Consider the following 14,637-nt stretch of genomic DNA (forward strand, 5'->3'; position numbering starts at 1 on the left):
AAATAGCACATATAAACCGCTATTGGCTTATATGTGCTATGAATATCTGTTATCAGTTAAACAAACAGCTTATGGTTTGGTACGATGACCTTCGCCCTCTTGCTGTTGTTGTTGTTTCTGGGCCTCTTGCTGCTGACGTTGCTGTGCAGCTTGTTGTTGACGTTGCGCGGCCTGTTGCTGACGCTGAGCGGCTTGCTGTTGTTGCTGAGCCTGTTGGCGCTGAGCAGCTTGTTGTTGCTGCTGACGCTGTGCAGCCTGTTGCTGTTGCTGAGCCTGCTGTTGCTGACGCTGAGCGGCTTGTTGTTGCTGCTGTTGTTGACGCTCTGCCGCTTGCTGTTGTTGAGCCTGTTGCTGCTGACGTTGTGCCTGCTGTTGCTGACGTTGAACGTCCTGCTGCTGACGCTGTGCCTGCTGGCGTTGCTGTTGAACTTCCTGCTGTTGGCGTTGAGCCTGCTGCTGTTGTTGCTTAACTTCCTGCTGCTGACGTTGAGCCTGCTGCTGTTGTTGCTTAACTTCCTGCTGCTGACGTTGAGCTTGGTCACGTTGTTGCTGTACCTCTTGTTGCTGACGCTGTGCTTGCTGGCGTTGCTGCTGTACCTCCTGCTGTTGGCGCTGAGCCTGCTGCTGTTGTTGCTTAACTTCCTGCTGCTGGCGTTGAGCCTGATCACGTTGCTGCTGTACCTCTTGTTGCTGGCGTTGAGCCTGATCACGCTGCTGCTGTACCCCCTGCTGTTGGCGGCGGGCCTGTTCCTGTTGTTGCTTAACTTCCTGCTGCTGGCGTTGAGTCTGCTGCTGTTGCTGCTGAACGGTCTGCTGTTGGCGTTGGCCTTGTTGTTGCTGACGTTGAGCTTCCTGTTGCTGGCGTTGCACCTGTTGCTGGGCTTGTTGGGCCTGCTGAGTTTGCTGCTGGCGTTGCAATTGTTGTTGCTGACGTTGCTGTTCGGCAGGGTTTGCATTAGGCTGCTGCGTACGACCAGGCCTTGCATTTGGTTGCTCAGGGCGTTGGTTTGCAGGCTGTCCCGGCCTTGCGGCGGGTTGGTTATTATTAACCCTTACCAGTCTGTTATTATTGCTTTTCGCTATTTCGGCTAAGCGGGCGACGTTGTTACGGTTTACAGTTGCCTGTCCGCCTACGCGGTGCGCTATCCCATTATTCGGGTTTTCTTTGCGGTACTCAGCAGCATTTACCACCCGTGCAGGTCGTGCATCAGGTGCTTTTCTAATCTCGGGCCTGTAAATATTAAGCCTGTTGTTGGTAATGCTGGTTCTGCCTCCCGGCTGGTTACTATTGTTAACCCGGTATACCTGTACATTTTGACGGGTTACCTGCCTAACTTCATTAACCCGCGGACCGGTTACATAGGTACGGTTATTATAAACATAAGTATTGTTAATAACCGTTGTGTTATGAATAATGTTAACTACACGGGTATGCGGTACATAATAATTATAAATGTTAGGGCGGTTAATATAGGCCTGCGGCGCACATACCCAGTAGTAATCGGGCACACGGTAGCTGTTGCCAAATGAAATATTAATGCTGATACCCGGTGTTAACGGAGCCCATCCGTAATAGCCACCACCGCTTCTCCAGCTTACCCAGGCTGGTGCCCATTCATGACCAGGAATCCATTCCCATCCATAATAGTCATCATAGCGCCAGCGGCCATAGTGAAAGGTGGCCCATCCCCAGGGATAATCAGAAACCCAGGTGTTACCATAATCTGTCATTACCCAATGCCCGCGTGTGGCATAGGGCCTGAATCCTTCTTCGGCATCAGGGATCCAAACATTACCATAGGTAGGGTCATCAACCCAGGTACCATAAGGATCAAGTTCGTCATAGAACTGCTGGTCAGATACATACTCTCCCTGCTGTGCCCTGACTTTATTTGGAGCGGCGAGCATTATTAAAAATGCTACTAAACATAAACCGCTTATTTTTTTTATAGTTTTCATTTGTTCATCAGGATTAAAATGTGACCGGTGTACCCGGTATCAATATAGGTATGACCTATCAAATTATAAAACGTTTAACATTAAAATTGTTTTAACCCGCAACAATATGAATAATTAGAACAAACCTTGTCAGAAATTTTTTATTTATACCTTGCATATGCTATCTTAAAAATTAAATAATTTTACATCCCATTATCGATACCATTATGAGTACAGTAAATATCCCAAGGCTTGATCTGAACAACTATATTAACGGTAGCGCGGCCGACCGTCAGCAATTTTCAGACGATATAGGCAAAGCATTCAATGAAACCGGTTTTGTAACTATTACTAACCATGGCCTGAGCAAACAACTGATAGATGAGCTTTACGAGCAGGTGAAAGCACTTTTTACCCAGCCCGATGTAATTAAACAAAAATATGAGATCCCGGGTCTTGCGGGCCAGCGCGGTTATACCGGCAAAGGCAAAGAAACCGCCAAAGGCTTTAAAACGCCCGACCTGAAAGAATTTTGGCAAATAGGCCAAACTGTTACCGATGGATCGCCCATCAAAGAGCAATATCCGGATAATGTGACTGTTACCGAGCTACCGGCTTTTAACACCACCACCCGTGAAGTTTATAAAAAACTGGAATCGGCAGGTATACACTTGCTGAGGGCTATCGCGCTTTATTTAAATTTAGAGGAAACTTATTTTGATAATAAAGTGCATAATGGCAACTCGATATTACGCACTTTGCATTACTTCCCTATTCTTGATCCGGATTCTGTTCCGGCTGATGCGGTACGGGCAGGGGCGCATGAGGATATTAACCTGATTACCCTGCTGATAGGTGCCAGCGCCGACGGACTGGAGCTGCTTACCCGCGAAGGTACCTGGTTCCCGGTTAAGGCCTTTGGCGAAGACCTGGTAGTTAACGTAGGCGATATGCTGCAACGCTTAACCAATAACAAACTTAAATCAACCACGCACCGGGTAGTAAATCCGCCACGCGAACTGATGAAAAATTCCAGGTACTCGGTTCCGTTTTTCCTGCACCCGGTATCAGACATGGATTTGACCAGCCTGGAAACCTGTATCAACGCCGAGCACCCCAAATTATACCCAGACATTACCGCCGGCGAATACCTGGATGAGCGCTTAAGAGAAATAGGCTTAAAAATGTAGTAAAAAGCTTAAGGCAGAAAGCCCAAAGCAGAAAGCTAAATAAAAAAAGCTTTTTGCTTTGGGCTTTTTGCTTTCTGTTCTCCTTTTTAGTAGTATTGAAATAACTAAACCTTTGAGTGATCAATGATACAATCGGTAAAAAACCAGGAACATATAACCATTATAAAAGGACTTATCCTAACAGTAGTATTATTGGTTTGCTGGTCATTAAGTTCAAGACTGCTGTTACATGACTTTTCAAAAACAACCCAGGTACTGGTATCCAGGATAACTTTTTGGTTGTATACCGGCATCATTTGCCTGTACGCTGTGAGGGAAGAAAAACAGTCTTTTTTATTATGGACTGATAAGAGCTATTCAATAGGCTACTATATACTACATATTATACTTATTTTTTTGGCGATAACTCTGATCGGTGGCTTAGGCTATTTGGTACTCAAATCTTTTGGTTTACTTAAAGTAAGCGACGATATTATATGGATGAGAAAAATAAATGCCCCCGTAAAGCTTTTTGGTGTATTTACCGCAGGCGTTGCAGAGGAATTAATTTTCAGGGGCTATATGATGACCAGGCTATCCCTTTTATTTAAAAACAAGCATCTGCCCATATTCATCTCGGCGATTATATTCGGTGTGGCGCATATCGTGTACGGCACCTTAGCTAATGTGCTATTCCCAACTATTATCGGCATAGTTTTCGGATATCACTACTATAAATACAGGAACATCAAAATGCTCATGATTTGCCATTTCCTGATCGACTTAAACGCGCTGTTCAATACCGCTATCAAGCATTAACCATATTGGTTTTAACATGAGCTTTGTTATCCACATTAGCTTCAAGTCCTTGCTGCCTTCTTTTATACAATACAAACAGGGCGGCAGCCAGTACGCCTATAATGCCTTCAATACAAACGGCACGCCTTGGGCCCATTCCGCTGGCCAGCCAGCCCACCAATAAGCTACCAATCGGGATCATTCCCTGGTAAGCCATTACATAATAGCTGATGGCCCTTGCCCGCATAGTAGGGATAGCATGGGTTTGTATATAAGTATTGATGGCTGATGTTTGCGCCATCATACCTATTCCCGTAAACACCATAAATATTAAAGCGAAGGATAATTTACCGGCATAAGCCACCATCAACACGCTAAGCCCGAAAACCAGGCTGGCGGTTATCATAATTTTGATGAGGTTTTTGTTGGTTTTTAAATTGGCCAGGTAAACCGCGCTGATCACCGATCCTACACCGGCAGCGCTCTCAAACCAGCTGAAAGTTTTGGCATCGCCATTAAATATATCTTTCGCGAAGATGGGCATCAGGGTATTAAAGGGGATAACAAACAAGCTGCTGATGCTCAGCATCACGATCAGGCTGCTCAGATCGCGATCGCCGGACACATATTTAAAACCTTCCTGCAATTCAACCCAGATACTTTTTTCCGACCGGATGATAGCCTTGGTGTTCAGCTTCATCATAAACAAACAACCCAGCACGGGTATATAGCTTAAAAAGTTACCGAAGAAACAAAAATCCTCACCAAAGGTACCCAGGATAATACCTGCCACCGCAGGACCCGCGATCCGCGCTAAATTACTCATGGTGGAGTTAAGGGCGATGGCGTTGGGCAGATCATCCTTATTATCAACCATCTCCATCATTAAGGCCTGGCGGCAGGTAACATCAAAAGCATTAATAATACCCTGAATTAAACTTAAGCCAATAATAGCCGGGATGTTATAAAACTTGAACAAGATCATGAAGGCAAGCGCACCTGCTTGTGCCATGGATATCACCTGTGTTATCACCAGTATGCGGTAACGGTTATGCCTGTCAACAATACTGCCCGCATACGGGGCCAATATCAGCGAAGGGATCAAACTTACAAAGCCAACCACTCCAAGTAAAAGGGCAGAACCAGTAAGCCGGTAAACCAACCAGCTAACGGCAGTTTTTTGCATCCAGGTGCCAATGAGGGATATAGACTGACCATAAAAAAACAGCTTGAAATTTCGGTATTTAAGAGAGCGGAAAACATTCATTGGGGTAATACATAACAAAAGCGCTTCAGGGGAGATCTTAATACAAGACTATTGAAATTCTTTATGATACAAATATCGGGAATGGTGATATATTTGTAAAATAGATTGTTTTAATGATATTGATTAGTAAAACCGATTGATTATGGAATTCAGACAATTGCAATACTTTGTTAAAGCCGCCGAAACCATGAATTTTACCGAGGCGGCTGCCGCGGTTTTTATTACCCAAAGCACTTTATCACAGCAAATTAAACAACTGGAAGAAGAACTGGGGATGCTGCTGTTTGACCGCATTGGTAAACATGTGCGCATTACCGAGGCGGGCCATGTATTTTTAACCCATGCCCGTAAAATATTACTGGACGTGCAAAAAGGCAAGCAAGCCATCACCGAATTAAACAATGCGGCTACCGGCGAATTAAATATAGGGGTATCCTATGCCTTCACCTCCTCGTTATTCCCGGTACTTGCTCCGTTTTCCACCAAATACCCGGGTATTAAAATTTCTATTATTTCTGATAATCATGTAGAACTGGAGAAAAGACTTCGTTTGGCAGAACTGGACCTGATCGTGGCCTATCATAATGAATCAGATGATGAAGATCTGGAAATGCAGCCCCTGTTCAGCTCAAGTATTGTGATGGTGGTTGCTAAAAATAATCCCCTGGCGCAACTCAAAAGTGTAAACCTGAAACAACTGGCCGAGCTTGAGCTGATATTGCCCGGTAAGGGTTTCAGCTCGCGCACATTTATTAATGAATTGTTTTACAAACACAAGATGAGCCCCAATATCAAGATCGAGCTGAATGATGTGCACACACTGCTATCCCTGGTACAGGACGGCGACTGGGCAACCATCCTGAATGAAAAAACCATAATAGGATGGGACAGGTTAGTTGCTATTCCTATAGCAGGACAGGAAGTAAAAAAGCAATCCTATATTCTTTGGCAAAAAGGGGTTTACCGCAAAAAGGCCGCGATATTGTTTACCGAACAACTCATGGAGACCATGAATAACGAATGACTGTAACTTATTCTATTTGGCCGCCGTACGCCCTTCAACGTGTACCGATATGGTGCTGGCATGGGCAAAACCCAGGGTGCTGCCCGGTACAACCTTAAAATAGTATTGCAGATAACTGCTCATGATACCCTGCGACAAGCGAATATAAGTATCCTTAAAATCTTTGTCAGAAAAACCTATCAGCGGCCTTACATAATGCATTTGACCTTTGTCATCAACACATACCTCAAAGGAGTAATAGAAATCCTTATAGGCTTTATTGATGGTGATATCAAAGTTAGGATCGAGATAATCGTCGGACGAATCAAAGTTATTCGTGATATCGGGCGGGGTAATTTTCTGCTTTACCGTTATCTGCGAGCTTCTGCTGATGAGTTGCACAGGTTGGCGGGCCGAAAAAGCTTTGGCAATATTACTGTTAGCTTTGGCTACCAATCCTTTTACAAACAAAGTATCCTTACGGCTGGGATGCCTTAATATGGAGGTATCGGCATGCAGTACGTTTTTCACATAATTGTCGGCATAAAACAACATATATACTTTAGAGCCATTGATATCTATCGAGTCGCCTTTGGCCTGCAGTATCTCCATCACGATGCTGTCTTTGCTCATTTTTTTAATTTTGAGCCATGATCTTGCCGCGTTAAAAATGGAATCGTACCCACGGGTAAGCGGGAAATTGATGAACGCTTTTTTTGTGGGACTATAAATACTCACCGAATCGTCCGACACAAATTTCATTTTCCACTGCGGTTCCAACTGGTAGCCATATTCATTAAATGACAAGCCATTTTTTTGCCGCCTAGCTACTTCGCTATAATCAATACCATTAAAGGCCTTGAATGAGATCAGGTGTTTTTCTTTGGCTCTTGGATCCTTGCATCCGGAGTAAGCAATAGCGGTAATAAGCAGCAACACCGCGCTTAAGTATTTGATGTGATTATGAGTAGAAAGCATATCGGCTTAAAGATATATAATTCTTTATACCGAGATAAATAGTTTAACAATTACCTGTTTGTTTATCGCTTAAACTTTACAAAAACAGTAAAGCTTGCTTTATTTATTGGCCTTCTTTGGCAGATAACGCCGGTTTCTTTTTGCGGAAGAAGAAATGAGTTTGACTATAATAGCTAAAGAACACGATAAATATGGTAGCGATGATCTTGGCCGGGGTTGGATAAAGGCCCATCACATCAACCAGTAATTTCAAAAACACCAGGTTTAGCAGTATACATATGGCGTTAACCATCATAAACCGTGATAGCTGCCCCCTTTTACTCAGGCCCGATTCTTTGAAAACCACATACCTGTTTAAATAAAAACCGGTACAGAATGATATGCTGAACGAAAGCATTTGCGAGGCGATATGCGGGCTCAGTGTATAAAAACCAAGATCGATATTATGCTTTTTAAAAATAAAATTATAACTGAAACTGAAAAGCAGGATGTCAAACACCGTATTACTGCCGCCGCAGGCCGCGTAACGAAAAGTATGAAGCGGCATCCATTTTTTAAATGGTTTATAGAATAGGTCGATAAAATTCAGGATCCCGTGCCTGATAAAATTGTGGACTTTACGCATACCGTTTTTTTAAAATGCAGAACTGCCCATTACCTGGCCATCTCTTCTTTGATCGCCCTCAAAAATTCATTGGCATGTTGCGATCCGATGATGTAAAGCAGGCCGTCCCTATCGGTAAGGTGTATGGCATCATTGCCGGCAGCATAAAAACGGATGGTTCCTTTGGTATGCAGGTTATATACGGGGTTATTGAACAAATAGCGGCTGTACACACCTTTTTCCACTTTCACAATACCGTTCAGGTCTATTTTTACCAGGCGGGTTGTCCATAAACCATTAAGCCTGATGCTTTTATTTTCAACCCGGGTGCTAAAATGCAATAAAAAACCCATGATGATGGATATGATGATAATAGCAAAGCCAACTACTACCAGCAGGTCGCCGTTACGTTCACGTTCATCCGTAAAAAAATAGGCCGCGAAACAAAACATAGCCAAAACCAGGCGTATAGTTATCGGGATAAACTCCCGGCCCAGGTACTGTTTTTCTACAAATATTGCTTTATCGCTCATCTTAATTTATACAGTTCGAAGATAATAACTTTTTTAGTGTTATTGCTCACTTTATACCTTTCATCGGGCCGGTAACCACCAACCCACATCACCTCGCCATTACCATTTACCAGCACCGGCACTTCCTCCTTTTGATTCAACGATATTTTCTGATTGATAAAAAAATCGCTCAGCTTCTTTCGCCCTTTCATGCCCAGAGGATAAAAATGATCGCCCCCCTGCCATGTCCGCAGTGTTAACGGAAATTCCACCAGCTCCGCATCTACAGATACCGCCAACGGGTTATCTTTTATAATCAGCGGACTATCATCATGCAAAACCGTCAATTTATAATTGCCGTAATGCACCTCATGCGTTTTTTCGGCAATAAGAACAGCTTCATGCCTATTGCTTTTCCGTTTCTCCAATATCAGCCTGTCTCGGTCCAGTATCAGTTCATAGTGTGCCGATTCAAATACCCTGCCCGGATGCTTATCCAACGCGGATATCAGGTCATCAACGGCAGTTTCGTTAAAACCGTATGGCTGCAGTAATTTAAACAGCAATAAACGCATAGGGTTTAATTGCCGTATCTCGGTCAGCAATAAATAATTCCCATCCTGTCCATGTTTAATTATTGTTTCACTTAACACAGCTACCTGGTTGTCGAGCAATGTCTCCAGATCGCGGAAATGTTTCAGGTTATTTTCAAATGTTTTTTCCAGGGCTGGGTTTAGTTCTTTCAGTTGAGGTATCACCTCCAGCCTGATCTTATTCCGGGCATATTTGGCCGAAGCGTTGGAGCTGTCCTCTACATAATCCAGCTTATTTTGGTCGATAATAGCGGCAATCTCGTCGCGGTTCAGAAATAGCAGCGGGCGTACCAGAGGCCCATTTTGTGGTAATATACCATGCAAACCTGCTATGCCCGTACCCCGGGTAAGGTTTAACAATATTGTTTCAATTGTGTCGTTTTGGTGGTGTGCAAGCGCAATAACCTGGTAATCTGATTGCTGGCTTATGGTGCCGAACCATTGATAACGCAGTTCGCGCGCGGCCATCTGGATAGATATTTTATTTTCGGCCGCATAATTCCGGGTATCAAAATTAACGGTATGAAAAGGTACACGAAACTGATTGGCCAGATCATTACAAAATGACTGATCACGCAGGGCCTCGTCGCCGCGCAGCTGAAAGTTACAATGAGCAATGCCAAAAGTATAACCGGCCTGCTTTAATAAGTGGGCCATTAAAACAGAATCCATGCCACCGCTCACAGCAGCTAAAATTTTGCTATTGGGCGTAAACAAAGTATTTTGTTCAATAAAATTAACAAACTGTTTAACAGGTAACATTCATCAAAATTATTAAATTATGAGAACCAAGAGTTAAGAATCAAGAATTAAGAGAGAAAAAACATGCTACAAATGACTTTTTTTGTCATGACTCTTGATTCTTAGTTCTTGATTCTCTTTAACCCCAACAAAAAACTAATTTTGCCAACGTGAGTAAATATGTTTTAAGCTTTTTGTTATTGATGCTGGCGGGCAGTGTTATGGCCCAAAAAAAGAAATCAATTGTAAACCTGATACAGTCAGAAAGCAGCACCGTTGCCACAATTAACGGGCGCCAGGTGATTAAGGTTTATAAAGGGGTTTTTAAACAGGATTTCTCGACCCTGCGTTCAGACAGCGCCTACTTTTATCCCAAAGAAAACGCTTTTGATGCCTTCCGCAATGTAAATATCAACCAGGGCGACACGCTGAATATTTTTTCTGATAAGCTCAACTACAACGGTAATACCAAAGTGGCCATCCTTACCGATAATGTAAAAATGGTTGACAGGGACGCCACCTTAACTACCAATTATCTCACCTACAACACCGCTACCCGCTATGGCACCTACACCAGTGGCGGCAAATTGGTGAATAAGGACAATGTGTTGACCAGTAAAAACGGCTATTATTTTGCACAATCGCGCGACGCTTTTTTTAAGTACGATGTAGTGCTCACCACTATTGATGCCATTATTAAAACGGATACGCTGCGCTATAATACAGGTACACGCATATCTTATTTTTACGGCCCAACCAATATCTATGGCAAAAAAGATAAAGACACCCTGTATACCGAAAACGGTTTGTATAATACCATAACTGAACAAGCTTTTTTTGGCAAAAAGAACCTCTACAAGCAAGGCACAAAATCATTAAAAGGCGATAGTTTGTTTTATGACAGGCTTAAGGGCTATGGCCGCGCGGTTAAGAACATCACGTTTAATGATAATGAGCAAAAAATAACGCTCAAAGGCGATCTGGGAACCTATTTTAAAGCCGACGAGCGTACCGTGGTTACAGAAAACGCCTATATGGTGATGATCACCGAACAAAAAGATAGTACCCAAACTGATTCGGCGACGGCAAAAAAACCGCCTGTGGTAGCCAAAAAAGGCAAGGATGCGATAGCGTCTAAAACCAAGGATGGGCCCGAAATTATCAGTATCACCAATATGGCTAAAATGGCCAAGGATCTGAAACCGGGAAACATGGTGAGTAAAACCGATTCGACCCGGATAGATTCGGCAGCGAAGGCTTTGATCAAACAAAACAAAAACATGAAACCGGGCGAAGCGGTTGAGAAACTGACGGAGCTGTCAAAAATGGCCGATGATATCAAGAAAAAAGGCACCATCGGGAAGGCGGATTCTGTTAAAATAGATTCCATGGCGAAAAAGCTCGGCGTGCAAACCAAAAATATAAAGCCCGGCGATGCAGATAAAAAGCTCACGAATATGGCCAAGCTGGCTGCCGATATCAAACCGAAAAATGGAGCTAAACCAATAGCGGCACCGGCAGATACGAACAAACAAGGTGAAAAAGTAAAACGCGACTCGATATTCATGACGGCCGATACGCTGGAAACCCAGATCATGACCTTTAAAAACCTGAAGATATACCAGGAAAAGCAAAGGCTGCTTAATTTCAGGGACACTTCGGCGGCAGGTTTAAAGCGGGCGGTTTTAAACCAGAAACTGAAAGGCATGCCGACGGTTTACCTGCGTGCCCCAAAAGACACCACTTACCTGCACCGCGATTTTTTTGGAAAACCCAAGGTAGATTCGGGCCAGATCAAAAAAGACCTCTTAAACGCCAAAAGAAAGGCGAGACAAGATAGCGTGCGGGCTGTAAACATGAAGAAAGATCCGGTGTTTGCCAGCCGCGAGTTTGATGTGAAAGATACCGCCCGCATCCGGATATTGATCGCCCATCATCATGCTAAAATATTCAAATCGGATTTGCAGGGTAAGGCCGACTCCATTTTTTACAGCAACAGTGATTCCACCATACGTTGTTATGTAAAACCCATGTTCTGGACACAGGGTTCACAGCTTTCGGGCGATACTGTTTACCTCCAAATGCGAAACAAAAAGCTGGATAATATAGAACTGTTCCCATCGGCCTTTGTGGTGAATATCGAGAAGGACGATTCGGTACACTTTAACCAGTCCTCGGGCCGAAAGATGCGGGGTTTCTTTAAAAATGACAAACTTCACCAGCTATACATCGCCGTTAATGCCGAAAGCATTTATTTTAAGCGTGATAGCGGCAAGGTAGCCGGTATGCAACGATCATTAAGCAGCCGCATCCATGTCGTTTTTAAAAATGGCGAAACCAAGGAAGTTACTTTTTTAACCAAGCCCGAAAACCGTTATATCCCCATTGCTAAAGTTACCGAGGAGGATAAACTACTGAAGGGCTTCATCTGGAAGCCTAAGGACCGGCCGGCATCCAAGGAGGCGATCATTCCAACGCGTCATAAAAAATCACCTGCTTCAAAATCGCCACCACCAAAAATTAAGGTGGATAGCTTAACCCAGGCCAAAATGGATAATTTGAAGGGGATGATATTGAAGCTTAGTAAAGATTCGACCAAAGCCGATTCTGTGAAAAAGCTTCAGCTTAACCTTCAACACCTTACTGATTCCATAAGCAAAGCAGCGGCAATCGTAAAAAGTCCGGCATCAAAAGCCAAAGTTGATAGTTTAAGTCAGGCAAAAATTGATAATTTGAAGGGGATGATATTGAAGTTGAGCAAGGACTCAACCAAAGCTGATTCCGTGAAGAAGCTGCAGCTGGTTCTGAAAAACCTTACCGATTCGATAAGTAAGGCGGCAGCTACAGTAAAACCGATTAAAGCTGCAGCTAACCCTACTGCCAATGGCAAGCAGCCTTTAATAAATACGGTTAAGGGTGCGGCTAATAAAGCCGGTGCAGGCAATTTACCAGCCATAAAAGCGATTAAAGATACCACAGGTAAACCCGTTACTGCACCACCAATAATAAAGGCGATCAAGGATACGACGGGCAAAGCTGGAGGAACGCCGCCGCCAATAAAAGCGGTTAAGGATACGACGACCACTCCGGCTAAAAAGCCAGATCAATAAAGCGAGATAGCATAAAAAACATGTCATTGCGAGCGATAGCGTGGCAATCGCATACTATACAGAACCTAAACGTATGGCGCATACCCGCTCTTGGCCGCGGGAGGGCCAGTTACTTTTGTCGCCACAAAAGTAACCAAAAAGGCTTCAGCAGAGAGGCTTCTTTGCCGCACAATGCCTTTACCCTGCAAACCGGGTAGAACCACGGGCTGCAATTATTTTGCCCTACTTCGTTCCCACATCTCCCTGCGCTTCAGCAAAAACTTGCTATGCCCCTGCAGCCGCACAAGCCCACCATCGTTCTGCCTGCTTTCGCCCGAAGCTTATCTGCTGACGGGAAGATTGATAAGATAAAGAAAAAATAAAAAGACGCGTCATTGCGAGGTACGAAGCAATCCCCGATCTACAGAGCGAACTAAAAAGGTTCTCTGTTCAAGTAAATCATTCTTGTTTGATATTTTTATCGCTTATTCATCCCTCTTACCCCCAAACCCATATTTATGCATTTTTTTTTGCACATAGCTTTGCCGGCGATTACCAGCTTCTGAAAGGGTGTCAGCGTCTGAAAAACGGGTATCTGCTACCTTAGGTATGCCAATACGCTGCGCACTGTAAATACCCGAGTGACCACTGAAGAAATAAGCCGTAAAGCAAGCTACCGCAAAAAACAAAACATATTGGCCGCCAAAAAGCTCAACCCCCATAATGGTGCAGGCCAGCGGGGTATTAGTTGCCCCCGCAAAAACCGCGATGAAACCCAACGCTGCAAATAAGCTCACCGGCGCATCCATCAATACCGATAATGTGTTGCCCAATGTAGCCCCGATATAAAAAAGCGGGGTTACCTCGCCACCCTTAAACCCGGTGGCCAGCGTGGTGGTAGTATAAATGGTTTTCCAGAGCCAGCTCCAGGTATGGGCTCCGCTCGCATGGAAGGCCGAAGGGATAGTAACGGCGCCTGCATATTCGGGATCGACACCCAGGCTCAGGTAATCTGGCTTGCCAATCAACGCGGTAAGACCAATAATGATCAGTCCGCCCAATACAGGTATCAACCAGGGAATAGGTATTCGCTTCACAAAAAAATTCTTGATGCCATGTACCATCCAGGCAAACAGATAGCTGGCAAGCCCAAACGCGGCTGACGCGATCATGATCTTAAAAAGCAACACAAAATCAAATGATAAATATGTCGAAAACCAATGCTGCGCTGTTGCAAAAATATCGATATGGTAAGCGGTATGATGAACACCCCAGGCGGCAACCGTAACATCGCCTATGATACTGGCTATAAGGCAAGGCAGCAGCGCATTGTATTGAATGCGACCTATGGTCAATACTTCCATGGCAAATATAGCCCCGGTAAGTGGTGTTCCAAAAACGGCTCCAAAACCCGCGGCAATACCGGCGATGAGCACAATGCGGGTATCATCATTATTCAATTTAAACCAGCCGCTAAACATTTGCGCTATGCTGCCACCTATTTGTACAGCTGTGCCTTCGCGGCCAGCTGAGCCGCCAAACAGATGAGTGATAATAGTAGTAATGAGCACAATAGGGGCCATACGTTTGGGCACGCCGCCGCCAGGCACATGAATTTCATCGATAATAAGATTATTCCCTTTTTCGGCCGATCCGCCGATCAGCTTATAAATAAAATAGATCAATACCCCGGCAACCGGCAACAGGTACAGGATAAACGCATGAGCAAACCTGAAATGGATAGCCCAATTGAGCAGCCATAAAAATAAAGCCACCATACTGCCAATAACTATGGCGATGGGTATAATGATGACCGTCCAGCGGATCAGATGCTTAAGGATCGAAAAATGTTCGGACGTAAAGGGCTTATTGTTCATGAGCGACTAATTTAGGTTGTTTTATTGGGTAACAGAAAACTATACTATTGAGAAGTATGCGGAAATAG

The 14,637-nt window shown here is 44.2% G+C and carries 11 protein-coding genes; 4 read left to right on the plus strand and 7 right to left on the minus strand.

The genetic code is table 11. The features are described from left to right. Nucleotides 1–69: 69 nt before the first annotated feature. Entirely contained in the window at nucleotides 70–1,959 is a 1,890-nt protein-coding gene (locus tag AC57BQ_RS21440) for a DUF6600 domain-containing protein (protein ID WP_496408200.1), read from the minus strand. 206 nt (nucleotides 1,960–2,165) lie between these two features. Here AC57BQ_RS21440 and AC57BQ_RS21445 point away from each other — a divergent pair, with 206 nt between their 5' ends. Then, complete coding sequence (locus tag AC57BQ_RS21445; RefSeq protein WP_496408201.1) at nucleotides 2,166–3,128, plus strand: isopenicillin N synthase family dioxygenase; 963 nt, start codon at nucleotides 2,166–2,168, stop codon at nucleotides 3,126–3,128. Between the two features lie 123 nt (nucleotides 3,129–3,251). After that, nucleotides 3,252–3,926, plus strand: coding sequence for a CPBP family intramembrane glutamic endopeptidase (locus AC57BQ_RS21450; RefSeq protein ID WP_496408202.1), 675 nt, complete (start codon nucleotides 3,252–3,254; stop codon nucleotides 3,924–3,926). Here the strand turns inward: AC57BQ_RS21450 and AC57BQ_RS21455 are convergent. Beyond that, nucleotides 3,916–5,172 carry an MFS transporter gene (locus AC57BQ_RS21455; RefSeq protein WP_496408203.1) on the minus strand — a complete coding sequence of 419 codons (1,257 nt, stop codon included), beginning with the start codon at nucleotides 5,170–5,172 and terminating at the stop codon, nucleotides 3,916–3,918. The two genes, AC57BQ_RS21450 and AC57BQ_RS21455, sit on opposite strands and share 11 nt — an antisense overlap. Before the next feature lie 142 nt (nucleotides 5,173–5,314). Between AC57BQ_RS21455 and AC57BQ_RS21460 the strand changes: the two genes are divergently transcribed. After that, nucleotides 5,315–6,196, plus strand: a complete 882-nt coding sequence (locus AC57BQ_RS21460; protein ID WP_496408204.1) for a LysR substrate-binding domain-containing protein — start codon at nucleotides 5,315–5,317, stop codon at nucleotides 6,194–6,196. 12 nt (nucleotides 6,197–6,208) lie between these two features. Here AC57BQ_RS21460 and AC57BQ_RS21465 read toward each other — a convergent pair whose 3' ends face one another. From AC57BQ_RS21465 to tilS, 4 genes are all read right to left on the minus strand, one after another. Continuing rightward, nucleotides 6,209–7,153 (minus strand): hypothetical protein, encoded by a 945-nt coding sequence (locus AC57BQ_RS21465; RefSeq protein WP_496408205.1) that lies wholly within the window; start codon nucleotides 7,151–7,153, stop codon nucleotides 6,209–6,211. A 103-nt stretch (nucleotides 7,154–7,256) separates the two neighbouring features. Next, nucleotides 7,257–7,778 carry a GtrA family protein gene (locus tag AC57BQ_RS21470; protein ID WP_496408206.1) on the minus strand — a complete coding sequence of 174 codons (522 nt, stop codon included), beginning with the start codon at nucleotides 7,776–7,778 and terminating at the stop codon, nucleotides 7,257–7,259. Between the two features lie 29 nt (nucleotides 7,779–7,807). Further along, nucleotides 7,808–8,290 carry a hypothetical protein gene (locus tag AC57BQ_RS21475; RefSeq protein ID WP_090469489.1) on the minus strand — a complete coding sequence of 161 codons (483 nt, stop codon included), beginning with the start codon at nucleotides 8,288–8,290 and terminating at the stop codon, nucleotides 7,808–7,810. Beyond that, a complete protein-coding gene (tilS, locus tag AC57BQ_RS21480; protein WP_496408207.1) occupies nucleotides 8,287–9,624 on the minus strand; it encodes a tRNA lysidine(34) synthetase TilS in 1,338 nt (445 codons plus the stop codon). The genes AC57BQ_RS21475 and tilS overlap by 4 nt, the downstream gene beginning before the upstream one ends. Nucleotides 9,625–9,773: 149 nt before the next feature. Between tilS and AC57BQ_RS21485 the strand changes: the two genes are divergently transcribed. Next, nucleotides 9,774–12,713: an OstA-like protein gene (locus AC57BQ_RS21485; RefSeq protein WP_496408208.1), complete on the plus strand. Its 2,940-nt coding sequence runs from the start codon at nucleotides 9,774–9,776 to the stop codon at nucleotides 12,711–12,713. Nucleotides 12,714–13,177: 464 nt separating this feature from the next. On the opposite strand, the gene AC57BQ_RS21490 is transcribed toward AC57BQ_RS21485, so the two are convergent. Continuing rightward, the gene (locus tag AC57BQ_RS21490; RefSeq protein ID WP_496408209.1) at nucleotides 13,178–14,569 is read right to left on the minus strand and encodes a voltage-gated chloride channel family protein; all 1,392 of its coding nucleotides are present in this window, start codon (nucleotides 14,567–14,569) and stop codon (nucleotides 13,178–13,180) included. Nucleotides 14,570–14,637 lie beyond the last annotated feature (68 nt).

The sequence above is a fragment of the Mucilaginibacter sp. BGA-UO-ETr-C110 genome, assembly GCF_059567985.1.